Here is a 25,947-nt window from a genome sequence, read left to right as displayed (position 1 = left end):
TGAATGAAAAAAATCCACGCCCTGGCGTGGATTTTTTTCCGCGATAAATTCCCCGGTTAATATTAAATTTAAAAAATCCCTTCTTTGAGAGGATGATCTTTTATTCCTCCCCAAGGGTCATCTAGCAAAAACTTAGCAGCAATAGCTTCTTTTGCCGGCACAAGAGTGAAATTATAGTAAATTTCATCTCCTTCACAAATCTCATAAAAGAGTGAATAAACCTTATCGTTCACATCTATATTTAAATCGAATTTCTCAGTTGCAGAAGCGATTTGCAGCTTATCTTTATCCGTAATGAAAAATGGCACAACAATACAGCGCTGAGCATTTTCATCCATTTTAAAACCATTCTCTATTTTGATATTGACGTTTGCTCCAAACGCGTCCTCAGGTAATGGATCGAATATAACATAATCCTTGTGTAGAACAGCACCTTGAGAAACATTGCCTTTTCCCCACTGACTCAGCTTTTCGTCATAATCTCGGGATCGTAACAATATTTGACTATGCGAAATAAGTAGATCTACTGTTTGCATGCTCTTATCACTCATTATATTACCTCGACTTTTATTCTTGTTCCATCTGGCAGTTCTGATAAAACATTACCAATACTTGAACCTGCACCACGGTTATCACTAGGATCTATATATCTTACGCTAGCGCCATCACCGCCTTCTTTAAACATCGCCATAGGCCATTCATCACGATCATAACCTGGCTTAGTTTTGATATTTTTTAGACTCGTTTTCCTGTTAGCTTTCGCAGTGCCTCGTTGAATTGTTACAACCTTTGCATGTCCTAAATCGATCGCGTCTGATATGTGGCCAAACGTTGCAGGATATTCAGATCGTTTCAATTTCAAAACGTATTCGTAATTTTTTGACTTCGATTTTGTTAAAGTGCAACCAGCTAAACCCAGAGGATCTATCCAGGTAAGAGGGTTAACAGTATATTTATATAAGTTAATCCCCCCCGCCAGCCCTATCGGGTCCTGCTGCGTAAACCTTCCGCAGTCCGGGTCGTAATACCGGAACAGATTGTAGTGCAGCCCTGTCTCACGGTCCAGGTATTGCCCCTGCATCCGCAGGTTCTGAGAATATCCTGATAGCTGCGTCTCGCTTTCCCGCAGCAGCTTGCCCCAGGCGCTGTTCACCCCTTCCCAGCGCACCTGCCCCTCGATATCCGTCATCCGCTCCGGCGTACCGTTGGGCTGGCAGTGGAACCAGAAAATCTCCGGCGCATCCACGCCGTCAATACGTGCCAGCGGGTCGTAGCTGTCCTGGTCGCTGTAGACGTAGGTCAGCGGCACATCCCCGTGCACTTCCTGCAGCAGGCGGAACCCTTCCCAGACAAACCGGGTGGTGACCGGCTTGCCGACTGGCTGTCCGCCCAGCATCTGGCGGCGCGTTTTGCTGTTGCGGCGTCCGAGCGGGTCGTAGCGGAAGCTCACCTGCGTCTGCGGTTTATTGCGGTCCCGCGGCTGGCTGATGACTTCCGTCAGGCGATGCTCACCATCGTAGCGGTAATGCCAGCGGGTCTGGCCGTTATCCTTCTCCACGGTGCGGCCGTGAATGTCATAACGCCAGCGAATGCCGTTCAGCTGCGTCAGGCGGTTGTGCGTGACCTTCTCAGCAGACCCTTCGATCGGGTTACCAGCCGCATCCCAGCGCCACTGCTCCTGGCCGGGCAGCGTGCCGTCCTGAACTAGCAGCCGTCCGGCGCTGTCGTACTGCCAGCGGTACCAGCTGAACGGGTTATCGTCCCGCTCTTCCCGCACCAGGTTATTGCGGTAGTCGTAATCCCAGCGGCGGGACCAGCGGCGCGGCGACGGGCGCTGAGCGTTGCCGGTAAAGACGTCCCGGCGATGCAGTCGCCCAAGACGATCGTATTCGCTGCGGGTGGTCAGCAGCCCCTGGGTGCGACTGGTCTCCCGGTGAAGTTCGTCGCGGGTAAAGTCGGAGACCGACAGCTTATCGAGGGCAATGCTGAGCAGATGCCCGCTGCCGTAGTAGAACTGCTTCAGCTCGCGGCCATCCGGCAGCGTGATGGACGTGCGGTTGCCCAGCGCGTCATACTCCCACGCCAGCTCGCCGTGCTCGCCCGCCTCGCGCGTGACGCGACCGAGCGCGTCATATTCAAAGGCAAGCTCCTGCTCTGCCTCGGTGCTCCACGCGTGCGCTGAAAGCGCAGGGTGCAGTCCAATCCGGCTTAACAGCCCGGACGGGGTGTAATGGTAGCGGGTCTGCCCTTCCGGCGTGGTGCGGGCGACCAGCTGACCGCTCGCGCTCCAGGCAAAGGCGTGAGTAATGGCTTCGGGATGACCGGCGGCAAAGGTACGCGCTATCGTGCGCCCGCAGGCGTCGTAGCGATACTGCGAGGCCACCCCATCGAGCCCCACCTCTTCCAGCAGCAGCGAGTCTGCGCCCCAGCGGAACTGATACGCTTCGCCGTTTTCGTTTTCCAGAGCAATCAGACGCCCGCGGCTGTCCCAGCGGCGGCGAACCTCTTCGCCCCGGGTATTGCGGGTGGCAGTTAAGCGCCCTGCCTCATCGTATCTGAACTCACTCTCTTTCCCGTCGGCGCCAGCATGCTTCACAGGCAGGCCACGTTCGTTCCATTTGAGCGACTCTGTCCAGCCTTCCGGGCGATTGAGCTGCACCGGACGCCCTGTAGCGTCATAGCGGTAATGGGTCTCTTCACCGTCAGCGCTTATCTCAGTCGTCAGCCAGCCCAGCGGATGATAGTGATACCGGGTCGTGCGGCCAGAGCAGTCCGTCGCACGCACCACTTGTCCGGCCTCGTTGTACTCCTGGTAGCGGTTGTTCCCGGCGGCGTCCACCTCTTCAACCACCTGACCGAACTCATCCCGTCGCAGCTGCGTGGTCTGCCCCATCGGGTCCACCACGCGCTTCAGACCGTGATGTTCGTCGTACCAGAACCGGGTGGCACTGCCGTCGGCTTCAATGATGGCTGACGGCAGCGCACGGTGCTCCAGCCAGGTCGTGGTACGGGCATTGCCGTCGGCGTCGATCTCCTGCACCCGATTGCCCATGTCGTCGTAGACGAAGGTGACGACGTTCCCGAGCGGATCGATGCGTTGCGTGAGGAGCTCGTTGTCATCCCACGCGTAGCGCCAGTTCTCGCCGCGCTCGTCAACGTAGCGGACGATCAGATTTTGCGCGTTCCAGTAGTGCTGACGTTTCTGACCATCGTAGTGTTCAACGCTGGTCAGCCCGGCGTCCAGATCGTAGGTGAAGCGACAGCCATCCCCTGTGCTGGTGCGGTTTTCCACCACGCGCCAGTGGTCAAATTTTTTCCAGCGGTATTCACTTTCCAGACCGCCCGGCAGGCGATGCCAGACCATCAGGCCGTGGTCGTTATAGCGGTATTCACGCGTCACCACGCCGGAAGCATCCGTCGCGCTCGCCAGCTGTCCGCGCGCATCGTAGCGCCACTGCATCAGCGGCCATGTCTGGTTACCGTCAAAATGGCTGGCAGCGGTAACTCGCTGCGGGAAACGTTCATCTTCATAGCGCAGGGTGACATCTATCGCCCGCAACTCATCGTGCAGACCGACCAGCCTGCCGTGCTCATCCCACTCCGTCAGCAGCGCGTTGCCGTATTCGTCGCTGAGAGAGGCCAGACGCAGGATAGATGGCTCCGCCCGGGTTGGTTTATACAGACGCCACACCGCGCCATCATCGTCGGCAATCGCCACGTCGCCGCTCTCATTACGGCGGATAATGATGCCTTCGCTGATGCTGTAAAACGCGCGGTCAACCGACGGCAGCTCAAAAGTCAGCTCTCGTCCGGTTTCATCGAACCAGGTGGCGTTGTTCTCTTCCAGCGTCAGATAACTGTCAAAGGTAGTTGCCCAGCCCAGACCGAACAGCCCTTCGCGGGTGGTCAGGCTGTTATAGCTGCGCTGCCAGCGAAGCGGGAAACGCCCCGGCAGCGAGAAGTCGAGCTCGTCGTCGTCATTCAACACCTTCACGCCGGTGGCGGCGTGAACCGGATGCGAGGAGCCAAACACGGCATTGACGGCCATATCGGCCAGCATCCCGCCTCCGGCTGCCGCCAGCGCACAGGGCATGTTTTTCAGGATCTTGCCCGGACGCCCGCGCAGCAAGGATAGCGCAATCATCCCCAGCGCCAGCCCAGGCGTTTTGCCGCTTTTGATATCGCGGACCGTCAGCGTTTCGCCGCCGATGATCACGTTCGGGGAGACATCGTCGGAAACGGTGCCTTCGCAGGTGGTGCGATCTTTCGCACGCACAGCGGGTTGTCCGTTGATGAAGACGCTTTTGGAGCCTTCTGCCAGATACTGCGGCCCGGAGTGTTTTTCGCACGCCACCTTGTCTTCTTCCAGCGGCGAAGTCCCCGCAGCGGCAGATGCCACACTCGGCTGCCACATTTCACTGCCGAACTGTCCGGCGGCGGAAAGCAGCATACCCGCGTAATCGGCAAAGCTTCCCGGAGACTGCGGTTCGGGTGAAGGGGTATCCGCGGGCGTCAGCGTGCCCGCCGCGCGTGCAGCAGGGATCGCATTCGTCAGAACATTATTCGAGCCGGTGGTGATTTTACCCGCAGGCGATGGCGGGAAAAGTGCATTACCCAATCCCTCCGCAGCGTTGCTGATATCGTCGGTGATGCCCGCCACGTTTGCCAGCACACCGCCAATGATGCCGCTCAGCAAGCAGCTGGAACCAATCGCCGCCACGCCTGCGGCAGCAGCCCCCGCCCCCAGCAATGGTGCAGCCACGGTGGCTGCCGCGCCCACCGCCGCACCGATCACCGCATAGGCGGCACCTTCCGCCACAATGCTGGTGATGTCAGCAAAAATGCTGGAGTGAATAATCTCGTCGCCCTTACGGGCCGCGTTGTTATCGCTCATGCCTTACACATTCCGGTTGTCGTTTAGCGTCAGACTCTGCTTAAGCGCGCTCCAGCGCACCTCGTCCTCTTCGGTGAAGGCTCTGAGTGCCGAGAGGGTAAAAATCATCAATACCGGTTTGCCCGGTGTCTGAACGGCCAGCTGTTTTTGCCACAGGCGCTGGCCATTACGGTCAAAGGTGGTCTCGACTTCCAGCCCGTTAATTTTTCCGTCAGGCCCGGCTTTTACGTTGCGGAATTCGCTCTGGGCAATCTCACCCATCTGAGGACGCAGCGCATCCCACTGGCGGTGGAACTCTTGTTCGTAGTCGCTGCCATCCGGGATAACGCCGCGGCTGACCACCACGGACAACCCGCTTTCGTCATCACGAATAATGTTCATGCTGTTATCCTGCCAGGCAGCAGGGAATAGGGAAAATGAGCCTTCCTGAAGGGTGTATTTCATAAGTGAACTCGGGATGATGACTATTGAGAGAGGAATGGCCAATCCACGCTGGCCTGTTGGCTGGCTATTTTATTTTGTAAGCCAATGACCTGACTGGTCGACTAAAATATGGCTGCCTTTGCTGACAATCAATTTCGCGGGTGAATACGTCACGGTGTAAACGATTTCGCCATTGTTGTACGTTGAGCCAATAACTTTACCTGCGGGATCGCGCAACGTTTTTCCCTTTAAAGAGATCGTACTGTTATCACTTTTCCGTACGCCGAGGTAATACATCTGGTCACATTCACTATCAAACTGACCGCATTTACTTACCAGTGAAATAGCGAATTTTTCGGTATCCAGTATTCTGGTTTCAGCGTTATGAACCGAAGCGGCTTTACGTAACGTATAACGCTGCGGAGCATAATAATTTCCATTTTGAGGAGGAGTAGCTAAACGCCATTCCATTTCACTCCCCTTTATTTCCAGAACAGCATGTCCGCCCGTACCGCCAAACGATGAGTTGAACTCAACGTTCGCACGATTGCCAGCGATTGTACCGCTAAGATTACGCTCATCATCTTCCGGGCAATCTATGCGATTTCCCTGCCGGGAGATATAGCAATAAGAGCCAGTGATACGGTTGCCTGATTCAGCCAAACGCAGGGTTAACGTCGAATCGTTCCCGATTTCGCCAGCCCAATCCCCATCAAAAGCGAGTTTTGAATGGCTGTTCGTTGCAAAATGCATCGTCTTGAATCTGGCGGCCCATTGCTGAATATCGGCATGAATATCCGGACTATTATCAGATGACCGATATTGTATAACGTCCGACTCCGGAACCACCCAGGCCGCAAAGATTTTGCCGTCAGGATTGATGACCAGAGCTGATGCGTTCTCCTGATAAAGATCTTTTAGCCAGCCTTCAACAAACAATCCGCCACCTGGGGTGGTATGCGGTTCACCAAAGACATCAAAGTTATCAATAAACGTCTCATAATCTCGGCCCAGCGCCTTCCTGAGATTGTCTGTCACTGCACTGTCGTCAACGATGCGACTTACCGTATCGAGGTTATTGTACTGTGATAATTCAAGTGCAAATGACGGTTCAACAGTGCCAGTCAATAAAGCTGCGAGCAAGGCAGCTGCCAAATATTTTCTGGTCATAATCACTCTGAAGTACCATTATCGTAATTCATTGTTATTTTTGCGATCTTGCTGTCTTTAATCTCAAAAGAGAGCAATTTCTTACCCAATTCATAGGAAACCCACCGTTCCCCGGAATCATTTTCGACCAGACCGTCACCGTATGCTTTATTCAGTTCCGTCGTCGTTGAACCCACATGGATACCACGCGGCGTTTTGATATCCGCTACCGTCAGCGTAATCTGCGACACGATATAATCATCAACGCGTCTTTCCGCTTTATCCCACCAGAGATTGGAACTGAATATTTCTAACCCAGCCCTTTGATGCTGGTAGAATTTATAATTGGTTCCGTCAAAAGGAACCTCACCAACAAAATTCCCTTCAACCGGCACCTCGATTTTACGCGCAACGTCATGAGTCCACCTGTCGCCCAATGCGACAGTATGGTCTTTTACCTGCACAGAAAAATCCTGTTTTACTAAAACCTGTTGAGCCAATACTTCATAACTGCTCAGACAGGTCAACATCAGGGCACAGCAGAGATATGTTGGGATGCACTTTTTCACGTTATTTGTCATTTAAGGAATGTGTATTGCGTTTCTCACCACTGGAGAAAAATGAAGACTAAAGCAAGAGAGTCAGGTTTTTTCATGGTGAAACCGAAGCGGTGCAGCACTCAGATTCATAACGGATAACGTTTTAAGTGAGCGGCAAGCACCGCTCCTGCCTTACTCACCTTTGGTCGTAAATTTCTCCTGCACCGCCGCATCAATATCCCCTTTATGTCCCGCTCCCGGTGCCGTGGTACCTGGATTTGTACCGGAGGTATTCAGATGCAGCTTACCGCCTGTGGTGATATAACCATCGCCCTCAACAAAGAAGTTAAACTCTTTGCCGATCAGGTTAATCTTGCCGTTAGCATTCAGCTCAATAGCGCTTTCACCTGAGACCAGCCGCAGCTTCGTCCCGGAAGCAATGACATACTGCTCTACCGCCGCATCCAGCTTGCCTTTACCCGTCAGGATTTCGGTTCCGCCTTTTACGGCCTGGATTTGGTTTGCTTCCACCCGATGCAATTCATTTTTCTTAACATAATGGCTGCGCTCCCCGCCGACGCTGTGCGTTTCATCGTTTTTAACGCTGGTATCCATATTGCGCTCGGCCTGGATCCACACCTGCTCTGCACCTGCTTTGTCCTCAAAGCGCAGAGCGTTTGCGTTGTCGACGGAACCGTCTTTCGTGCGGCTCATAAAGCCCATCTGCGTAGCCGCAGCCGGTAGCGCCCACGGCGGCATGCTCGCGTCGTTATACACGCGGCCGGTAATAATCGGACGGTCCGGGTCGCCGTTGATAAAGTCCACCACCACCTCATCGCCGACGCGCGGGATTTGTACCCCGCCGTAGCCCTGGCCCGCCCACGCGCTCGACACGCGTACCCAGCAGGAGCTGGTGTCATCGCCCTTCGCCAGACGGTCCCAGTGGAATTTCACCTTCACGCGGCCATATTTATCCGTCCAGATACTTTCCCCCTGCGGTCCCACCACTTTCGCGGTCTGCGGCCCGTAGGTGCGTGGCCATGCCGTGGACTGCGCCGGACGGTAGACCACCGCCGACGGGATGACCGTGAAATCGGTACGGTGAATGGTTTCCCCCTCGCCGCTGGCATAGCGGTTCTCTTCGAGGTGGTAACCTGCGGCCGTCACCAGATACTCACCGTTATCGCTGAAGAACGGCGCGTTGGTTAACGTGAAGGTGTGGCCTGGCGCAATTCCTGCCGCCGTCGCGGTGGCCTGAATCTGCTGATGCTCCACCTGCCAGCGCTCCTGGCGTATACGGGCATAGAACTCCGCATGCCCTGTTTCCACAAAGCGACCCGGCCAGTCGTAGACGTCGATGCTGCCCGGTTTCGGTGACGCCGGGTTCTGCTGAGCCTGGAACAACCACGCATTCGGCTTGCGGAAGTCATAATCGTCGAGGCTGTAAATCCCCGGCGTGACGCTGTCCTCCAGCGCCCACTGGCTGATTCCCTCTTCGTCCGTACTGCCGCCGGACGGAGTCTGGTGGTAAGGAATCACCTCATAGCCACTGAACGGCTGATGCTGCGTCGCGGCGTCGGTCAGCACCAGCGTATGTTTGTCCGCTTCGTGATTAAAGTGATACGCAATCCCTTCCAGCTCCATCAGACGGCTGATGAAGTCCAGACTGGACTCCTGATACTGCACGCAGTAATCCCACACCCGGTAGCTGCCGGTGAGTTTATCCTCAACGTTGACCTGATGCTCACCCAGCAGGGTTTTCACAATCTGTGGCACCGTCTGGCCCTGGAAGATTCGCAGGTTACGGTCACGTTTCATCGGCCACAAATCTGGCTCTACCGTCAACTGATAGACCGCATAGCGGGTGCCCGTCAGTTCCACGGCGCTGACCCCCACACGTGTGACTTTGCCGTTGATGTAGCGGGAAGTGAGCAGATTCTGCGTCGGAATGGTGACCGTGACCGGCTGCCCCAGCAGTTTACTGCGGTCAATGCGCGCATCCGTGCCGAGCAGCGTCAGCGTCAGGGCGAACGATTCGGACATCGCCTCTCGGCCAGAAAGTTTCCAGAAAAGAAGCCCCTCGACCGGGAGCTGAACGGTAATTCGGTTGAGCATAATCGTTAATCCATATGGCTTATGCGATGTAGATAATTACGGCAATAAACGTACGATGATAATGGCTATTCTGAATCAGACTTGATATTCACAGAACAATATTTTTTCATTACAAATATGAGCGAACCAATTTTCACTATTTCAGAAAAAACAAACAGCGTGATATTGAGAGGGATAACACTCATTCCAAGACCGACTATAATCATCGGGAACAAGGTCACCGAACAACTCATGGTGAGCAGGCGCAGTACTTCCTGCGCCAGAGCAAACCGGACGGCATATCGGTGCGTTGTGAAAAAAAACCAGGCAGAGAAGCATAATGAAACCGGCCACAGAAGGTAAACGAGGTAAAAAAGCCCCGCCAATAAACCGTTTACCCCTCCTGCTATCAGCATAAAGATAATAACACCAAAGTTTCCGCCTGTAGAATCCCACCATGACTGAAGCAAGTGGTATGGGCCAATTGAATAAAACACAATACCAATGACATCCATAATGCCCCAGAAATAGAATATTTTATTTTTCGCGGTTATATTCACTCAATCCCTCTTTTGACCGGCTCTGGTGGCCACTTACCACCATGTCGAATAAGTGATTCTTTAATAGCAATAAGGTCTTTATACTCGTCGCTGTCTTTTTTTGTTTTTCTCAGAAAACGCTGCAACTGATTTCCTAATGTCCAACCATTATCAGCACGAATGTCAGGATCAGCCCCACGCTCCAGTAAAAGGAAAACATGATCGTAGGAATGAAAATCGAAAGCATCAATGAGCAGCGTATTACCAAGTGAATCCGTAATGTTGATATTACCGCCCCGGTCAAGCATCACTTTCAGCGTCTCGGTGTTTTTTGCTTCAATTGATTGAAAAATAATGGGTTTATCAAAAACGTAATCTTTTGCATTCGGGGATAAACCACCATCCAGCATCGCCTTTATCCACTCCCCACTGTCTGCCATAAGAACAAATTCTGCCGGGCTACTTTTTCCATTAGGCCTTGGTTGAAGCGGGTCGGCTCCAGCCCTTATCAGTTCCGTCACAATCTGTAGGCGCGGTTGCGTTTTCTTATCATAGAGCGTATTCATCAGCGCCCAAAAGAGCAGCGTCATGTCCTCTTTACCAGGTTTGTTGAGTTCAGTTGTTGCCACAAGTTTTTTTACATGACTCGTATCGCCACGCTCAATTGCCTCAGCCAGAAAAAGCTGTGAACCACTGAAATAATCCCGGGGGCCCTTCTCTACATCCCAATTGCACCCTGGTAAAAGGATTACTATTACTAACACGAAAAAATTTCGAAGAATCATTCGCCCCTCAGTGCTTGATAAAAGCACTATTTTACGCAGAAACTCCCTTCTGCACATATTTATAATATTTTAGGGAGTACAATTTTAGCGTTTCGGAGATTATGAATAAAATAAGATTAACCCAAACATTCGAGATACCAGTAACGCCCACCAGCAACGGGAATAATGAAACGGAACAACGGAATGATATCAATCGAAAAACTTCTTGAAACAGAGCAAACTTAACTGCCCAGTGCTTCCGTTTAAAGAAAAGAATTGCTGAGACAACAAAAGAAAGCAGAAGTCCTAGATCCAGGATAAAAAGGATCATTACGAATATGCCTGGCACTACAGCGTTGTGTGCATACCATAGATCAATAAATGATTGGGTATCCGAAATGACAGGTATTCTTCCCATTCGTACTGAGTTCACACAATAGAGTATGATGGCAAGAATATCCATACCACCCCAGAAAAAGAAAACCTTATCTTTTCCAGTCATGTCCTGCTTATCTCTTATTTTACTGGGACTGGTGGCCATTTACCGCCGTGCTTAATTAATTTTTCCTTTATCTTATTTAGGATTTGATAGTGCTCGTCATCTTCTTTTGTGTCAGTTAAAAGACGCTCAAGTTGATTACCTAAAGTCCAGCCACCTTTGCCAGGAATTGTAGGATCCGCACCACTATCCAGTAATAACAGTACATGCTCGTATTTACCGTAATCCATTGCATACATCAGTAAAGTATCTCCGAGCGAGTCAGTGACGTTGATATTTGCTCCTCTGTCAATCATGACCTTTAGTGTCCTGGTATTTTTTGCTTCAAGCGTGTTGAATATTATTGGCTTATTGAAAGTCTTATCTTTAGCATCAGTCGATAAGCCACCATCTAGCATTGCCTTTATCCATTCACCATTATCACTTTTCAGAACAAATTCAGCCGGGCTGCTATCACCTTTCTGAGTTTGCTGGAGTGGATCCGCTCCACTCTTTACCAGATCAGTTATTATTTTTAATTTCGAGACAGAATTTCGATCATTTATTGAGCATCCAACAGCCCAGAACAGCAGAGTCATATCATGTTGCCCTGGTTTGTTGAGCTCGGTTTTTGGGGCAAGTTTGTTAACTTCTTCGAACTTGCCACTTTCAATAGCCTGAGCCAGAACCAGTTGCTGGCCACCGAAGTAGTCTTGCGGATTTTGATTTGTGTTCTGTCTACATCCCTGTAACAAAACGATAAAAATCAGCATCAGACGAACAGCGAGATGCATATGCTATACATATCCTATTTAACTGGAGTCGGTGGCCATTTCCCGCCATGTTGAATAAGCGCCTCTTTAATTTCGTTGAGCTTCTTGTATAACTCGCTCCCCTCTTTCGCTCTATCCAGTTCGAGCTGCAATTGATTTCCCATCGACCAGCCACTTTCAGCTTTTATCTCAGGGTTTGCTCCACGCTGCAGCAAAAGAAGTACATGATCATAGGCTCCGTAATCAAGGGCATCAATCAACAGCGTTTTTCCTAATGAATCAATCACATTAATATTGCTTCCTTGATCAAGCATCGCTTGCAGCGTCTCTGTATTTTTTGCCTCAATAGTTTGAAATATAATTGGCTCATCAAAAATTTTATCTTTTGCATTCGGAGATAAGCCACCGTCAAGCATAGCCTTAATCCAGACACCGCTATCTGCTTTTAGCACAAACTCAGCCGGGCTACTCCCTCCATTTGGTCTAGGCTGTAAGGGGTCTGCCCCTGACTTAACCAGGATAGTAATTATTTTCAAATGGTTTGCCGTTTTTTTATCGTTTATTGAATTCATGACAGCCCAAAATAATAATGTCATATCTTCTTTGCCAGGCTTGTCTAAATCAGTCTCTGAAGCTAATTTCATCACCTCATCGACCTCACCATTCTCGATTGCACGGGCTATTGTTAGCTGTTGCCCGCTAAAATAATTGTCTGGTTTTAAATCCATATTTTGTTTACACCCCTGAACCATTAAAATGAAACTAAGCACTACCCAGCCTGTTAAAAATGATTTCACGCGCGGCTCCTGATAATAGAAATGTCTTCATCCTTCTGCTGTTCTATGCAGTCTATTGCCTGACCAATCCCATGTCGATCCAGCGGACCGCCTGTCCCACCGGGAAGATCGTGTACAACACCGGCAGCGTTAGGCATAATGGCAGAGATTTCTTCTTTGGCTATAAGTGTTGGGATGTGACCGTTCAACATTTTATAGTCTTCCACAAGATTCACTTCCTGAATTTTAGTCAGCAGTTCGCCTTCAACACGATAAGCCTGAATATTATCCTTATTACCGAGCAAGCTTCCGCCATACTTTTCAACAGTGCTTGAATGCAAACCGGCCGCATTAAAGGTCCATCCTGCTTGACCGCTCGCCACAGATGTAGCTGAAGCTAAACCACCTCCCAGAGAGTGCCCCGCAATATCTATTTTTTGACCTGATCTATATATTTGCTTACCAATTTGAACGGCTTTTCTATAATAATCAGATTCCATTCCTAATCCTTGAGCGGCATTATTTTTCCAGTCAGCCATGTTTTTCATTGGGAAAAACTCTGGCTCCCTCGAGCCTCTAAAGACTAAAGTGGGATTCATGTCTTTACCGAACACTTTGGGATCAGGCTGATAAACACGTGAAAGAAAATCAGGTGAGTTGGCCTTATCATAGAGCATGTTGCTTTTGAGACCTAATTTGTCTAACGCACTCGCATCATTACTAATATCCTTCCACCCCTCAGGCACCCCAGGCGTGGTTTCCAGCGGGTTCACGGTCTTATACACATTCTCCGCCAGTTTCGCTTTTTCTACCGCGATATTATTCGCCGCCAGGCGTTTAGCCGCAATCTGCGCGTCGGGATACACGCTATTGCTTCCCTTCGCAATCAGATCCTTACGTGCCTGCCAACGCTCTGCCTTGGTCATCTCCTGCAGTTGCGCCGCGTAGGTTTTACCGTCTTTGCCCGGTGTCGGCTTATCCGGCATCTGTGCCGTTTTGGATTTCACAACCTGCTTCGGCAGCACTGTTGGCGCAGGGCGAGAACCATAGGTTCGCACCATCGTTTCGTAACGATCGACAATGGTACTTACCGGGTACCAGCCCAGACCGTTCAACGAGGCGGCCTGCAGACGGCCATCGGCATTGATATAAAACATCTCCGTCACCGACGACCAGTTGCGATAGCTCTCGTCGATAGCAACGACCCTGCCCATATCGAGATCCTGCACAATCAGCTTACGGGTATCACGCCCTGACTGATAAGGATTCGCGCCTGTGATGGCGTGCAGCAAATCGTAGCGTGTGAACAAGGAGCGCAGCGAATTGTCAGGAACCGACATAATCCACTGCCCGGCAACGGACGGGCGGATAATTTTCGCAAAAAGCGCTGGCGAGACATTCTCATTGAAAAGATAGACAAACTTAATGTTATACATTCGCTCCGTCCTGTTACCTGTCCCTGTCTACCTTACTTATGGATTCACCAGCCAGGTGCCAGGCTTCGCAATATCCAGCGTCTGGCTACGCGTTCTTCCGTTGCCCTGCAATTCAATCTTCACTTCACCAGCGGGCAGCTTGAGCGACGCATAGCCGTTGGTTGCCGGACGCAGCGCTTTTGTCTCGCCGTTTACTCTCAGCGTTTCGCCGTCGAGAATACGGATATAGACCAGGGCAACCGGGCTGGCGTCGACGGGCGGTGGCACCTGCTGCGCCGTCGCCTGTTCATTAACCTTCGCCGTTTCTGGCTTCACGTCTGGCGTGTTCGCGGCGGTTTCTGTCGGACGTGTTTCTGCCGGTGCCTGTGCAGCCTGCTCAGGCGCATCATGGCCGCCGCTAAACAGCATCGCTCCGGCGACAACGCCCACCAGCACACCTGCGGCAACCATCCCAGGGATCTTGTAGCGACGCCAGTCGAGTACAGAAGCCGGTTTTTCCTCTTCCACCGGAACCAGCATCGTGCCAGGTTTTTTCGCCGTCAGCACATCGTTGATACCGGCGACCGGCATCTCAATCAGCGCGGCGAACTCGTCGATTGACTGCGGACGGTCCTCCATGTGCAGCGCCAGCGCGCGGTCAATGGCCTGCAGCAGCGGAATGGAATAGCCCTGCGGCATGATTTCTACCAGCGGTTTGCAGGTGTCCTGGATAGAACGCACCACGCTGACCGGCGGCGGCGATCCCACAATTAGCGTACGCAACACCGCGCCGAGGGCGTAAATATCCGTCCACGGGCCCTGCTCGCTTTCGTTGTCGTCGGTGTACTGCTCAATCGGCGCAAAGCCAGGGCGCAACATGGTTTCCGTTTCGTCAGACAGGTTACCAATAGTGCGACGTGCGGAGCCGAAATCGAGCAGTACCGGCAGACCGTTCTCCTGAATTTGAATGTTATCCAGGGAGATGTCGCGGTGCAGATAACCCTCGTCATGGATGGTCTTAATCGCGCCAAACAACATCGGCAGCGTACGACGGATCCAGGCCTCGTTAATCAGCTCCGGCTTTTCTTCACGCAGGCGAGAAAGCGTGGTACCGCTGTAAAACAGCGTCCCCATATAGGCAGTGTCGTTTTGTACCCAAAAACGCAGCACATGTAGCAGGTTCGGGTGGTTAAAACGCGCCAGCAGACGGGCCTCCTGAATAAAGCTGTTCAGGCCTGCGGAAAAGGCTTTGCCAAAGCGCTCACTGCGCAGCACGAGGGTCATGTCATCGCCACGCACGGCGAGCGAAGAAGGCATAAATTCTTTGATAGCGATAGTGCGTTCGAGCTGATGATCCCACGCGCGATAGACGATGCCGAATCCGCCGCCGCCGATCACCTCTTTGATTTCAAACTCGTTGAAGCGATACCCGACCGGGAGCGCGTTTGGAACAGTCCGATTGTTATCATTATCCGTCATCTTTTACAGTTCTCTTGATGATTATTACGCGGCAAACTGACAGTGAAACTCGCCCTGCTCGCAGGTGACATGCAGACGTCGATACTGCTCGTCGCTGCGGCTGGCGGTAAGTAAGATCTGGCTCATCTGAGGCAGCAGGGTATTGGTCAGGATAGCGTCCACCATGCGACCACCAGACTCCACCTCGGTACAGCGCTGAACAATTTGTTCCACCACGCTGTCGTCAAACTCAGAAATAATGCTGTGATTCTCTTCCAGACGACGCTGAATGCGCTTGAGCTGCAGGCGAACAATCAGCCCCAGCATCTCGTCACTGAGCGGGTAGTACGGCACCACCAGCAGGCGGCCCAGCAGCGCTGGCGGGAATACTTCCAGCAGTGGCTGGCGAAGCGCGCCGCTCAGGGCGTCTGGCTCCGGCATCAGATCCGGATCGGCACACATGGCGCTGATCAGATCGGTGCCAACGTTAGACGTCAGAATAATTATGGTGTTACGGAAATCAATGTGGCGACCCTCGCCGTCTTCCATCCAGCCTTTGTCGAAGACCTGGAAGAAAATCTCGTGTACGTCCGGGTGCGCTTTTTCAATTTCATCCAGCAGCACCACGCTGTACGGACGACGGCGGACCGCCTCGGTTAACACCCCGCCTTCACCATACCCTACGTACCCCGGAGGCGCACCTTTTAAGGTGGAAACGGTGTGTGCTTCCTGGAACTCACTCATGTTGATAGTGATAACGTTCTGTTCACCGCCGTACAGCGATTCGGCGAGCGCCAGTGCGGTTTCGGTTTTACCGACGCCAGACGGGCCACACAGCATAAAGACCCCGACCGGTTTGTTCGGGTCGTCGAGTTTCGCCCGTGAGGTTTTGACGCGACGGGCAATGAGCTCCAGACCGTGACGCTGGCCAATAACGCGCTGGTTGAGCGTGTCGGCGAGGTTCAGCACCGCGTCGATCTCGTTTTTCACCATCCGGCCCAGCGGGATGCCGGTCCAGTCAGAAACCACTGCAGCGACCACGTTTTCATCCACCGCCGCGAACAGCAGCGGTTCATCACCCTGCAAGGCGTTCAGCGCCTGCTGCTGTTCCGCCAGTTGGCGGCGAAGCTCAGCGTTATCGTCGTCGCCCGCTGCAAACAGCGCGGCACGCAGGCGGATAATCTCCTGCACCAGGCTGCGTTCCTCTTCCCAACGCTGGGCCAGGGCTTCGCGCTTTGTTTCATACGCGTCGCGATCTGCAAGTAATGCCGTCACGCGATCGACGTCACCTGCCCCCACGCGGGCTTCGCGTTCCGCTATCTCAATTTCCACGTCCAGCGCGGCAAGGTGGCGCAGGCAGTCTTCCAGCTGCGCAGGTGGCGCGCTTTGGCTGACCGCGACGCGGGCACAGGCGGTATCAAGCAACGCAACAGCTTTATCCGGTAGCTGACGCGCCGGAATGTAGCGATGCGACAGCTTCACCGCCGCGCTGACCGCTTCGTCCAGCAACAGGACCTGGTGATGGGTCTCCAGCGGCGAGACGGTGCTGCGCAGCATCAGAATGGCTTTGGCTTCATCCGGCTCGTGAACCTGTACCGTCTGGAAACGACGGGTCAGCGCCGGATCTTTCTCAATGTATTTTTTGTACTCTGCCCAGGTCGTGGCCCCAATGGTACGCAGTTGCCCGCGAGCCAGGGCAGGCTTGAGCAGGTTCGCCGCATCACCGGTCCCCTGCTGGCCACCAGCACCAATCAGGGTGTGGATCTCATCAATGAACAGAATGATCGGCGTAGCGCTGGACTGCACTTCATTGATTAACGCCTGCAGACGTGCTTCGAACTCGCCTTTCATGCCTGCACCGGCCTGTAGCATGCCGATATCCAGCAGCCAGAGTTGAATATTTTGCAGCGGTTCCGGCACGTCGCCGTCGGCGATACGCAACGCCAGTCCTTCCACTACCGCCGTTTTCCCGACCCCGGCTTCTCCGGTCAGCAGCGGATTGTTCTGACGGCGGCGCATCAGAATGTCGACCATCTGGCGGATCTCTTCATCACGCCCGACCACCGGATCAATTTTCCCTTCACGGGCACGCGCAGTCAGGTCCTGACCATACTGGGCCAGCGTGCCCTGTGCAGCCGGTACCGCACCGGCTGGCACATCCGCCGCGGCAGCAGCCTGCTGCGTCTCTTTGCTGTTGGCGCAAATAGCGTCGAACTGCTCAATCAGCACCTCGACGTTAAGGCGAGTAAACTGTGCAGAGATGCTTTTCAGCACGTTAGCAAGATTCCAGGTTTTCAGTATGCCGATCAGCAAATGCCCGCCACGAATACGGCTGACGCCAAACTTCAGCGAGCCGAACACCCAGGCGCGCTCCACAGCGCTGTCGATATGTTCGGAGAGATCGGAAACGGAGCTCGCGCCGCGCGGAAGTGCGTCCAGCGCGGCCACGATATCACGCGTCAGTTGCTGCTCGTCGAGACCAAAGTGGCGGATGACCTGCTGCAGATCGCCGTCCTGCTGCTGCATCAGCTGATGCAGCCAGTGCACCAGCTCAACATAGGGGTTGCCGCGCAGCTTGCAGAACGCAGTGGCGCTTTCCAGAGAGGTAAATAACAGCGTATCCAGTTTGCCGAAAAGCACGGCACGGCTAATTTCTGACATGTTCGGTTCCGTTGATAACAATGCGTTAGAAAAATTATCGCTCTGCGCAATACACCAGGTCGCCACGCGGGACAGGCTGCGGCTGAAGTCCCAGCCAGGTGTTATAGCCTAATCGCCCGGCGCTGCCGAGCGTGGTGCCCTGTACCGCGTCTTCACGCAGGATCACCCGTGTTTCCCATTCAAACTCCACCCCAAGATACTGGCGCACCCAGTCGCGCAGCTCGGTGACCCACGCTTCGCCCGGCAGAAAACGGTTGTACTCCTCCGCGCTCAGCGGGCCAATGTCGATGCGAAACTTGTGCTGCACGTCGCGGACGGCAACGCCGAGAAACGCAGATTCGCCCAGACGAGGCAAACGACGTCCTTCGCCCAACTGCGCCTGCTCACGCGGTGAAAGCGGCATCCACTGCGGCACGTTGCTTATCAGTTTGACCGGCGCTTTAAAATAGTTGCGCAGGATCTTCTCCAGCCCCTCGGGATCGCGCCCGTGACGGGTCAGGTGCCCGGCGTGGGTAAAGCGTGCATGCGAGCTCAGGCTGCCTTTGTCCATCTGGCCCGGCTGTCCCATGCCAATCAGCGACGCCAGATACCCCTCAAAGCGCCTGTTGTCGGCGCGGTCCAGAGAGACTGCAGGCTGCGCATCCGCCCACGCGCGATAAAACAGCAGCGTCAGACGATGATGGAACAGATCGGCAAACGCGCTCAGGCTGGTGTCCTGATGATGATGAATACGCTCGCGGGCGTACTCGGTCATGTGTACCGGCAGCGGGCCGTTAGGGCCAAACAGGCCGAAACTGAGGATAGACACCTCATGCAGCCCGCTTTCCTCCCGCAGGCCGACCTGTGCCACCGTCGACGGCGCAAAACTCATCGACGGCTGCTGACCGATGCGTAACGGCTCAAACTTTGGCAGTGGCGCGCGTCCCAGCGGGTAGCGCTCGCCGCCCTGAGCATCAATACGCCTTAAGAGCTGGAACAGATCGTAGCGCCACGGGGTCTCGCGAACGCCATGCCAGAACGTATCCGGCAACGGTGTCAGGCGCTGGACGCGCAGCGGTGCGACAGCAACGTCACTCATAGCAGCGCCCTTTTACCCATCCGCGGTGCCCAGTAGCCGATCTCGCCGCGCTGCTGACTTTGCAGGGTGAACTCGGTGAAGCTGTTGATCGACACCAGCCGGGCAAACAGGCGCTCCAGCACGCTGCCAAAAAGCCAGGGGCTGGCACCGGAAAACGCCCGCTCATCCACCGTCAGGGTAATACCGATCCCACGGGCGAAAACGACCGGACCGGGTTCAGGAACACGACGATGAACGGGTTCCAGCACGCAGTGACGAACCCCTTCAACCTGACGCGCAACGGGCGTTTCTGCCAGGTTGGCATACAGCCCTAACAGCTGACGCAGCGCCGCCGCGCCCTCTTCATTTTCGCTGTCCATCAGGCTGAGGTAGTTCATCTGCAACTGGCTTATAAGCCGCCAGGTACTGAACCCTTCGGCCAGCGCCGGACGCGGTGGCGTTGGGCCTTTACGCAAGGTCAGGGATTTCACCGGCATGGAGTCGGCCATAATGAACTGCCCGAGCTCCTGCTGCAGCATCAGCGGCAGATCGCGGCTGGTGCACAACACCTCTGCAGAGATGTAGCGCAGGTTTTCCTGCCAGGGTGCATGCTGTTCATCCACCAGCGAAACAAAGACCTCCGAACCGATATAACCGGTACGGGTGCCGTACCGCAGAGCATGTTCTGAGAGCACGCGCTGTTCCCGGCGCTGAGAAAAATAGGCACCGTAATTACCCGCATCGCCGCTCCAGGTACTCCAGAAAGGACGAAACGTCTGGTCGTCACGCTGGCCGTCGGCGCTGCCGAAGATTTTATTCACGGCGTAAATTTCATAATCCAGCGGACGAATGTTATCCACCACCAGATGATATTCATGCTGGCCTTCGTTGAGCTTTTGCCGGGCCGCCACTTTCGGAAACAGATTGATCACCGGCGTACAGTGCAGCGCCAGATGACTGGCATCAACGACGCGCTCCAGCTGTTCATCCGACTTATCCAGCAGAATGAAAATATCGAAGGCTTTTTCGTCTTCGCAGCGCTCAATAAGCCTGCTCAGACCGCTCAGGCTGATGAAGCGGAAACGTGCCGGAAAAGCAAAATACTCCTGCAACAGGCGATAACCGTCAAAGTTACGCAGATCGTCCGGGAGCAGCGCCTGATCCGGTTCAAAGCCCTCCTGACGCAAAGCGTCAGATGCCAGCAGTTGTCGCTGCGGCTGAGGGCTGACCGTCTGGCAGACGATCCCGGCGTGGTGCTCCATCACCAGCTCCAGCAGCTTCAGCGCTTCAATGTCAGGACCGCCGAGGAAAAATTCCAGACGGTCGAAATCCAGGTGGCCGAGGTTTTGCGGGCCGTCGCAGGCGATGCGGATCCGTAACGCGCTGTTGATCCCCCGTTGGCTCAGGCCCAGCTGCGCCAGCGGCAGGTCAGCAGGCACCCCGCCCAGTTCGACTTTCTCGATTTTCAGCGGCAGCAGGTTGACCTCGTGCGCAGTGGTATAGCTGCAGGTCACGCCGGTTTTTTTCAGCGCCAGGCTGTCCATCATAGTGCCGCGCGGCACGATAAAGCCTTTGCTCAGATCGCCCCGGCTACTGTCTGGCTGGATTTCAGCAATCGCCATTGAGGGGGTCGGGGCGAGGTAGTTCGGTGCAATCATCTCCAGCAGGCGCTGAGAGAAGCGCGGAAACTCCGCATCCATTTTCATCTGCACGCGGGACGTCAGGAAGGCAAAGCCCTCCATCAGACGTTCGGTATACGGGTCCGCAACCTCGATGCCACGCATGCCCAGCCGTCCGGCGACTTTAGGGTAGCGTTCTGCAAATTCAGCCCCCATTTCGCGCAGGTAGGCCAGTTCACGGTTGTAGTATTCGAGCAGTTTACTTTCCATGATTACCCCGCATCTTTCAGTTCAAAATGGCCGTTTTCCAGATCGACATCGGTGCGAAACAGAAACTCCAGCGGGTATGGCACACACCACAAACGCCCTTTGATTTCGATGGACAGCACGTTGTGCAGATCCAGCGATGAGGTATCCGATACGCAGCGAACCTGCAGCCCTTGCGGCAAAATACGTGGTTCAAAATTGATGATGGCCTCAGTGAGCTTGCGCTGAATGTCGTGCCATTCGATATCCGACATGCGCTTCCCGGCCAGCGGCGCAACACCAAAGTTGATCACCGAGCGGTTGACGTGTGGCAACGCACTCAAATCACCGGACGCATCATGGTTAATGGTGTTAAACAGCCACTGCAGATCCCGCAGGACATTGCGACGCAGCGCAGCGTGGGTGATCAGATTGCTGTTGGCCGACTCGCGTTTTTTTTCCGGGTCGTTATCGGTGAGGCGATCCAGCAGTGAGGGCTGCATTTTATCGCGTGCCCCCACCTTCTCCTGCTTGCTGCGGGCTTGCCAGCCGCTGCGCAGCAGATCGCCTTCGCCAGCGGGATTACTCATCGGCTCCATCCGTCGCAAACGTCACGAGGCTTAGCGTCAACAGCGGGCTTTCGCTTTGTTCGCTCAGCCAGGCTTTCTGCCCCATCCCTTCGTAAAGGGTGGCGTCCTCGTCGAGCGGACGCCACTCGGTGGTGCGTCCCAGCTTGACCGCATCGGAGGCATCGGCCGCAAAAGGATAGCGCGCCGGGATCTGGCACACCTGTTCTGTACCGTCGGTCAGACGTACCAGCGCATGGCGCCAGACGAGATCGGTGACGCTGGCCGGGGCCTGGAAGCGGATTTCTGCGATGGCGCTAAACGGCAGCCAGAAATAGCGACCGTTCACAATGGTTTCACACACCGGGCCGAGGCGGGCATCGCCATCCATCAGCCAGTCAAACGTCTGTGTTTCCTCGTTTTCGAGGGTGAGGTGTCCCGGGTTTGCCTGCGCCTGTTCAAGGGCGTCCAGACGCAGTACCGCTGCTTGTTCGCCTTCTTCGCTCAGCGCCGCAGCAAGCGTGGTCAGCCACGGCCACTGGGTTTCAGGCATAGCCGGACGCGCTTGTCCCGCCATAACCTGCGCACGTTGCAACTCGCCCTGGATTGACTGCTCCAGCAGCGTAACCGTTGGCTTTGCCTGAGGCTTCAGCGCCAGCCAGCTTTTCAGTTGAGTCAGCGCACGCGTCCAGTTGCCGTTGAGGGTTAAAAACTGCACGAACGCGGCGCGGAGATCGGCATCTGCCGGACGGGCTTTGATCTCTGCTTCAAGACGCGCCAGCGCATCGCTGAGCGACTCACCCGCCAGGTGTTGATAGAGCGTATTCATAGCCATTCCTTAATTCGCCGCGCGCCACGCACCGACAGCCGGGTCGCGCAGTTGAGGACGCAGGGTATCAATCAGAACGATATTTACCGGGGTGCCGGGTGCAACCCATGCGCTCCAGGTTTTTTTCACTGCCGCAATACGCGCCTGCAGTTTTGCATCGTCGCTGGCGGTTTCACGGGAAATCTCCACCGCTACGGTGCCGTTACTCTTCCAGCTATTGAGGGTGTCGTCGTAAGGCAGGATCATCCAGCTCTGGTCGCTGTTTGGGGTGCTGAATACCATGCGCTCTTTGTTGACGGAGGTGATCAGCGCATTTTCCGGGTTGGCGCTTTGATTCAGCCCCGTTACCGGGAAGCCATGAATGTACGTCACTGCCATCTCTTGCTGCCCGCCGTTACGGGACTGCGAGATGACGGCGTGTCCGCTCAGCCAGCTCCCGTTACCGCAACGGGTGGTGTCAGTATCCGGAATAAACAGCGCCGGTGCTGAGGAGCCCCCTTCCCAGAAGGTGCGCAGGTGGCAACCATCCTGAAGGGTAAATTCCTGCCACGGCGTACGGTCGGCGGCAGCAGTTTGGGCGGCGACATTCTGGTCCGGCGGCACTAACGCACCGCTGGCAGGGGTTGCGGTTACGGTCGCTGCAGGGGCGGTCTGCTCCTGCTTCACCACCAGCGCCCAATCCTGTGCTTTACCTGCTGTGCCCTGTGCCAGCGTCGTGCCCGCCGGATCGTTAAGCGTCCAGTTGAGCTTATTCACTTTGCTGCACTGATGTTCCAGCAGAGAACCAAGACGTGGCACAAAGTTCTCCAGAACGGAAACGTCTTTCTTGCCGTTCGCCACAATACGCAGGGCCACCTCTGGCTTACACCAGCTCTGCGGCGTGTTGTCTTTGATGTTGTCGATCCAGATATCCAGCTTCTGCGCAGGTGACTGCACAATGCGGAAATTCTCAGCCTGCGCGGTGGAAGCCACCGTCAGAAGTGCCAAACCCGATAGCCAAAGTTTCATATCGTTCCTTGTGTGTCTAATCAGTTCCGCAGGGAAGAAATTGTGCTGCGTCAGAGAGTGTGTGCAGCAATGTGGTGTCCTGAGGGTTGCCCATCCATACCGCCAGGGCGGTATAGTTATCCTGCGCATTCCCCTCCTGCTCGGCATTCTTTTGAATAATTTGGTTCATTAAGGTCAGCCACTCTTGCGGCGTGTTGACCATGTGTAGCGATTGTTTCATCTGCTCTTCGCTGACGCCATGCCAGAAACCGTCTGTGCAGAGTAAAAAGGCATCGCCGTCTTCAACCTGAACCACGTCGCTATAGCTCGCTTCCGGTCCACCGTTTTCAATCCCCAGCGCCAGATACAGCAGGTTGCTGTTCAGGTTGTCAGTCTGGTGTCCTGCGTCTTTCATCTGTTGCACCAGGCTGTGGTCGGTGGTGACATGCCACAACCAGCCCCGACGAAACAGATACAGACGGCTGTCTCCGGCGTGCGCCCAGTACGCCAGACCGTAATCCCTGTCAATAAACAGGCTGACCAGCGTCGTGCCCATCCGGCGATAGTCCTGTACCGCCTGCTGTTCACTGAGAATGGTGCGGTTCGCCGTTTTCACATAGTCACGTATATGCTGCGCGTTGAGGTGCTTGTCGCCATCGAAGCGGGAGATAATGCTGTTGCGGGCCAGTTCAGCGGCGACGTCACCACCCGGCAGGCCCGCGATGCCGTCACAGACGACAAAGCAGGCTGAACGTTCCCCAATGGTTTCTCCCGTCTGATCCTGGTTGCTGGCGCGCGTCCCCTGGCGGGAGAGAGAAGCCGTTGCGATATTCATTTGTCTTCCGATCCGCTCTGTGAGTCTTTGTACTGATTCACCTCCATGTCATACGCATGAAGGAATGCTTCGCCAAACAGGGTATGGAAGTCATCCTCAATCTCGCCGGCCGTCTCACCATAGCTGCGGACAAAATAGTCCCACAGGGCGGCTTTGCGGCTGCCCGGTAGCGCCAGACGGGAGGTCATGCCGTTCTGCTTCGCCTGCTCTTCGAGCTGTTCCGGGTTAAAGGACTGCAGCATCGCGGCAATAATGGCGCGGATACCGGAGATCATGCCCAGCTGATGCGCCTGCAAATCGATCAGCGCGTCGCGCACGGATTTTGTTGGCGGCATAAACCCCGGCATCGGGGTGCCGAACATCTGGATCAGCACGGTTTTGCCGGTCGGCAACAGCTTGAACGGGTTGTTGGCATCGTCCAGCACCATGGTCATATCGGCTTTCACGCCGCGCTTGAGGATGGAGCGCGAGGAGAGCAGCGCCACGGTTCCCTGAGAGAACATACCCAGAATCTGCCCCAGCTGACGCATATTTTCACGGTCAAACTGCGGCACCGGCTGCATTTCATTCAGGCCCATGCCTTCCAGTAGCGCCTCCAGCAGTTCACCCTGCAACACATCGCCCTTCTCGCCATTGTTTACCGTGGCGGTTGAGGTGGCAGTGTTATTGACCGGATCGATACGCAGACGGCCCTTAGGGGCCTGAGCGCTACTGCGCGTCACAGCCTGCGGCGTAGGCATCGTGAAGCCTGCATAATCTGGTCGCGCGGGCGCTTCTTCTGCGCGTGGTGCTTCCTGCGGCTCAGGGGCAAACAGCGGAGAATCAGCCAGTACGTTGTCTTCCTGCTCAGGTTCAGACACTGGCTTATTGTCGATGATCTCATCCGGATGGGTTAACGGCGTGCCGCCCATCAGCCCGAGTGGGTCATCATTACGCGCAGCTGGCGCGCTGGCCTTGCCACCAAACAGGGCCAGCGGATCGAGTTCATCTGTCGCCTCTTCTTCTGGTGCGGGTTTACTCTCTACAGGCGGCACCAGTGTTGACGGGGTGACGTCATCGAAGATGCTCTCTTTTTTGAACAACGCTTCATCGCTGAACAGCGTGTCCGGATCGACATTCTTACGCTCAAGCTTAGGATCGCTGTCGTTGAACATCGCCAGCGGATCTTCAGCGTTACGCTCCGGGGCCGCAGGCTGGGAGAAGGGATCGTGCGAAGCTGCAGGCTGCGGTTTTGTGCGGTTGCTGGAGATACTGTCGGAGATAGAGAACTCCTGCATCAGGTTATCCCAGATTTCCGTTGGCACGGCTGTCGGCTCTGCTTTCGCTCGTGGCGCTGCACTCACAGGCTTCGGTTGCTGAGCGGGTGCGACAGTCGGACGTGCCTGCTGCTGCATGCTGGCCGCCATACGGCTCACGGGCTGCGTGTCGTGGATCAGCTCGGTCACTTCGAGGCGGTAGTCATCAATACCGAGAATGTCGCCATCCTGCAGTTCAACCTGACGCCCCCGCTCCAGCGGAATGTCATTTAATACCACGCGGGTGACGCTGCCACGGTTGGTCACGCGGCATTCACCCTGGGCGTCAACGTGAACAATGGCCTGCAGACGAGAGATAGTGCGGTCATTATCCGGCAATACCAGATTGTTATCCGTACCGCGCCCAATGGTGCCGCCCGGGGCGTAAAAATCACAGCTGCTTTGTGGCGGCTGATGACCGGGTTTCGTAGAAATAATCGTGAATCGCATGGCGTATTCCTGCTGGTATGATTAGCGCTCAAACGCTGCCGCTCTCGAGGGTGAAAACGGCGGCGTTTGGGGGCAAACAAAAAGTATTATTTAAATTTTC

Annotated in this window: 21 protein-coding genes; all 21 read right to left on the bottom strand. The window is 54.7% G+C overall.

All coding sequences use genetic code 11. The annotated features are described in order from the left end of the window. Window positions 1-68: 68 nt before the first annotated feature. A complete protein-coding gene (gene comJ / locus AC0XWG_RS17150) occupies window positions 69-551 on the bottom strand; it encodes a competence protein ComJ (RefSeq protein ID WP_128347568.1) in 483 nt (160 codons plus the stop codon). Further along, the gene (locus AC0XWG_RS17145) at window positions 551-4,894 is read right to left on the bottom strand and encodes an RHS repeat-associated core domain-containing protein (RefSeq protein ID WP_241659971.1); all 4,344 of its coding nucleotides are present in this window, start codon (window positions 4,892-4,894) and stop codon (window positions 551-553) included. The genes comJ and AC0XWG_RS17145 overlap by 1 nt, the downstream gene beginning before the upstream one ends. 3 nt (window positions 4,895-4,897) lie before the next feature. Beyond that, window positions 4,898-5,338 carry a DcrB-related protein gene (locus AC0XWG_RS17140; RefSeq protein WP_128347567.1) on the bottom strand — a complete coding sequence of 147 codons (441 nt, stop codon included), beginning with the start codon at window positions 5,336-5,338 and terminating at the stop codon, window positions 4,898-4,900. Between the two features lie 69 nt (window positions 5,339-5,407). Then, complete coding sequence (locus tag AC0XWG_RS17135) at window positions 5,408-6,487, bottom strand: hypothetical protein (RefSeq protein WP_028018733.1); 1,080 nt, start codon at window positions 6,485-6,487, stop codon at window positions 5,408-5,410. Between the two features lie 2 nt (window positions 6,488-6,489). After that, entirely contained in the window at window positions 6,490-6,996 is a 507-nt protein-coding gene (locus AC0XWG_RS17130; RefSeq protein ID WP_241659970.1) for a hypothetical protein, read from the bottom strand. 201 nt (window positions 6,997-7,197) lie between these two features. Beyond that, entirely contained in the window at window positions 7,198-9,120 is a 1,923-nt protein-coding gene (locus AC0XWG_RS17125) for a type VI secretion system Vgr family protein (protein WP_028018731.1), read from the bottom strand. A gap of 65 nt (window positions 9,121-9,185) precedes the next feature. Next, the gene (locus AC0XWG_RS17120) at window positions 9,186-9,659 is read right to left on the bottom strand and encodes a hypothetical protein (RefSeq protein WP_128347566.1); all 474 of its coding nucleotides are present in this window, start codon (window positions 9,657-9,659) and stop codon (window positions 9,186-9,188) included. After that, window positions 9,656-10,423, bottom strand: a complete 768-nt coding sequence (locus AC0XWG_RS17115; protein ID WP_128347565.1) for an ankyrin repeat domain-containing protein — start codon at window positions 10,421-10,423, stop codon at window positions 9,656-9,658. Before AC0XWG_RS17115 ends, AC0XWG_RS17120 begins: the two co-directional genes overlap by 4 nt. A 31-nt stretch (window positions 10,424-10,454) precedes the next feature. Further along, window positions 10,455-10,943, bottom strand: coding sequence for a hypothetical protein (locus AC0XWG_RS17110; RefSeq protein ID WP_238934221.1), 489 nt, complete (start codon window positions 10,941-10,943; stop codon window positions 10,455-10,457). After that, window positions 10,919-11,674: an ankyrin repeat domain-containing protein gene (locus tag AC0XWG_RS17105; RefSeq protein WP_134708086.1), complete on the bottom strand. Its 756-nt coding sequence runs from the start codon at window positions 11,672-11,674 to the stop codon at window positions 10,919-10,921. Before AC0XWG_RS17105 ends, AC0XWG_RS17110 begins: the two co-directional genes overlap by 25 nt. A gap of 14 nt (window positions 11,675-11,688) precedes the next feature. Continuing rightward, a complete protein-coding gene (locus tag AC0XWG_RS17100) occupies window positions 11,689-12,405 on the bottom strand; it encodes an ankyrin repeat domain-containing protein (RefSeq protein ID WP_128347611.1) in 717 nt (238 codons plus the stop codon). A gap of 41 nt (window positions 12,406-12,446) precedes the next feature. After that, window positions 12,447-13,865: a Tle-like phospholipase domain-containing protein gene (locus AC0XWG_RS17095; RefSeq protein ID WP_134708085.1), complete on the bottom strand. Its 1,419-nt coding sequence runs from the start codon at window positions 13,863-13,865 to the stop codon at window positions 12,447-12,449. Window positions 13,866-13,901: 36 nt separating this feature from the next. Beyond that, window positions 13,902-15,323 carry a serine/threonine protein kinase gene (locus AC0XWG_RS17090; RefSeq protein ID WP_049008635.1) on the bottom strand — a complete coding sequence of 474 codons (1,422 nt, stop codon included), beginning with the start codon at window positions 15,321-15,323 and terminating at the stop codon, window positions 13,902-13,904. A 24-nt stretch (window positions 15,324-15,347) separates the two neighbouring features. Then, window positions 15,348-17,963, bottom strand: a complete 2,616-nt coding sequence (gene tssH / locus AC0XWG_RS17085; RefSeq protein ID WP_475680850.1) for a type VI secretion system ATPase TssH — start codon at window positions 17,961-17,963, stop codon at window positions 15,348-15,350. 34 nt (window positions 17,964-17,997) lie between these two features. Continuing rightward, the gene (gene tssG, locus AC0XWG_RS17080; protein ID WP_129323414.1) at window positions 17,998-19,041 is read right to left on the bottom strand and encodes a type VI secretion system baseplate subunit TssG; all 1,044 of its coding nucleotides are present in this window, start codon (window positions 19,039-19,041) and stop codon (window positions 17,998-18,000) included. After that, on the bottom strand, window positions 19,038-20,909 hold the full coding sequence (gene tssF / locus AC0XWG_RS17075; RefSeq protein WP_128347558.1) for a type VI secretion system baseplate subunit TssF: 1,872 nt from the start codon (window positions 20,907-20,909) through the stop codon (window positions 19,038-19,040). The genes tssG and tssF overlap by 4 nt, the downstream gene beginning before the upstream one ends. 2 nt (window positions 20,910-20,911) lie before the next feature. Next, window positions 20,912-21,475 (bottom strand): type VI secretion system baseplate subunit TssE, encoded by a 564-nt coding sequence (gene tssE, locus AC0XWG_RS17070; protein WP_028018721.1) that lies wholly within the window; start codon window positions 21,473-21,475, stop codon window positions 20,912-20,914. Continuing rightward, window positions 21,468-22,280, bottom strand: coding sequence for a type VI secretion system accessory protein TagJ (locus AC0XWG_RS17065; protein WP_128347557.1), 813 nt, complete (start codon window positions 22,278-22,280; stop codon window positions 21,468-21,470). The genes tssE and AC0XWG_RS17065 overlap by 8 nt, the downstream gene beginning before the upstream one ends. A 9-nt stretch (window positions 22,281-22,289) precedes the next feature. After that, entirely contained in the window at window positions 22,290-23,288 is a 999-nt protein-coding gene (locus AC0XWG_RS17060) for a hypothetical protein (RefSeq protein WP_128347556.1), read from the bottom strand. A gap of 16 nt (window positions 23,289-23,304) precedes the next feature. Then, a complete protein-coding gene (locus AC0XWG_RS17055) occupies window positions 23,305-24,102 on the bottom strand; it encodes a PP2C family protein-serine/threonine phosphatase (RefSeq protein WP_028018718.1) in 798 nt (265 codons plus the stop codon). Further along, entirely contained in the window at window positions 24,099-25,847 is a 1,749-nt protein-coding gene (tagH, locus tag AC0XWG_RS17050) for a type VI secretion system-associated FHA domain protein TagH (RefSeq protein ID WP_475680849.1), read from the bottom strand. The genes AC0XWG_RS17055 and tagH overlap by 4 nt, the downstream gene beginning before the upstream one ends. Between the last annotated feature and the right edge of the window lie 100 nt (window positions 25,848-25,947).

Source organism: Enterobacter sp. DVT3837 (genome assembly GCF_056238685.1).
The sequence above is the reverse complement of the archived record's forward strand: the minus strand, read 5'-3'. Positions and strand labels throughout refer to the sequence as shown.

Bases quoted from the DNA above. Each gene is read 5' to 3' on its own strand.
- tssH (WP_475680850.1), bottom strand. From the start codon at position 17,963: ATGTCAGAAATTAGCCGTGCCGTGCTTTTCGGCAAACTGGATACGCTG.
- tagH (WP_475680849.1), bottom strand. From the start codon at position 25,847: ATGCGATTCACGATTATTTCTACGAAACCCGGTCATCAGCCGCCACAA.
- AC0XWG_RS17095 (WP_134708085.1), bottom strand. From the start codon at position 13,865: ATGTATAACATTAAGTTTGTCTATCTTTTCAATGAGAATGTCTCGCCA.
- AC0XWG_RS17065 (WP_128347557.1), bottom strand. From the start codon at position 22,280: ATGAATACGCTCTATCAACACCTGGCGGGTGAGTCGCTCAGCGATGCG.
- AC0XWG_RS17060 (WP_128347556.1), bottom strand. From the start codon at position 23,288: ATGAAACTTTGGCTATCGGGTTTGGCACTTCTGACGGTGGCTTCCACC.
- tssG (WP_129323414.1), bottom strand. From the start codon at position 19,041: ATGAGTGACGTTGCTGTCGCACCGCTGCGCGTCCAGCGCCTGACACCG.
- AC0XWG_RS17115 (WP_128347565.1), bottom strand. From the start codon at position 10,423: ATGATTCTTCGAAATTTTTTCGTGTTAGTAATAGTAATCCTTTTACCA.
- AC0XWG_RS17125 (WP_028018731.1), bottom strand. From the start codon at position 9,120: ATGCTCAACCGAATTACCGTTCAGCTCCCGGTCGAGGGGCTTCTTTTC.
- AC0XWG_RS17140 (WP_128347567.1), bottom strand. From the start codon at position 5,338: ATGAAATACACCCTTCAGGAAGGCTCATTTTCCCTATTCCCTGCTGCC.
- AC0XWG_RS17100 (WP_128347611.1), bottom strand. From the start codon at position 12,405: ATGGTTCAGGGGTGTAAACAAAATATGGATTTAAAACCAGACAATTAT.
- tssE (WP_028018721.1), bottom strand. From the start codon at position 21,475: ATGAGTAATCCCGCTGGCGAAGGCGATCTGCTGCGCAGCGGCTGGCAA.
- AC0XWG_RS17110 (WP_238934221.1), bottom strand. From the start codon at position 10,943: ATGGCCACCAGTCCCAGTAAAATAAGAGATAAGCAGGACATGACTGGA.
- AC0XWG_RS17130 (WP_241659970.1), bottom strand. From the start codon at position 6,996: ATGTTGACCTGTCTGAGCAGTTATGAAGTATTGGCTCAACAGGTTTTA.
- AC0XWG_RS17055 (WP_028018718.1), bottom strand. From the start codon at position 24,102: ATGAATATCGCAACGGCTTCTCTCTCCCGCCAGGGGACGCGCGCCAGC.
- comJ (WP_128347568.1), bottom strand. From the start codon at position 551: ATGAGTGATAAGAGCATGCAAACAGTAGATCTACTTATTTCGCATAGT.
- AC0XWG_RS17135 (WP_028018733.1), bottom strand. From the start codon at position 6,487: ATGACCAGAAAATATTTGGCAGCTGCCTTGCTCGCAGCTTTATTGACT.
- AC0XWG_RS17105 (WP_134708086.1), bottom strand. From the start codon at position 11,674: ATGCATCTCGCTGTTCGTCTGATGCTGATTTTTATCGTTTTGTTACAG.
- AC0XWG_RS17145 (WP_241659971.1), bottom strand. From the start codon at position 4,894: ATGAGCGATAACAACGCGGCCCGTAAGGGCGACGAGATTATTCACTCC.
- AC0XWG_RS17090 (WP_049008635.1), bottom strand. From the start codon at position 15,323: ATGACGGATAATGATAACAATCGGACTGTTCCAAACGCGCTCCCGGTC.
- tssF (WP_128347558.1), bottom strand. From the start codon at position 20,909: ATGGAAAGTAAACTGCTCGAATACTACAACCGTGAACTGGCCTACCTG.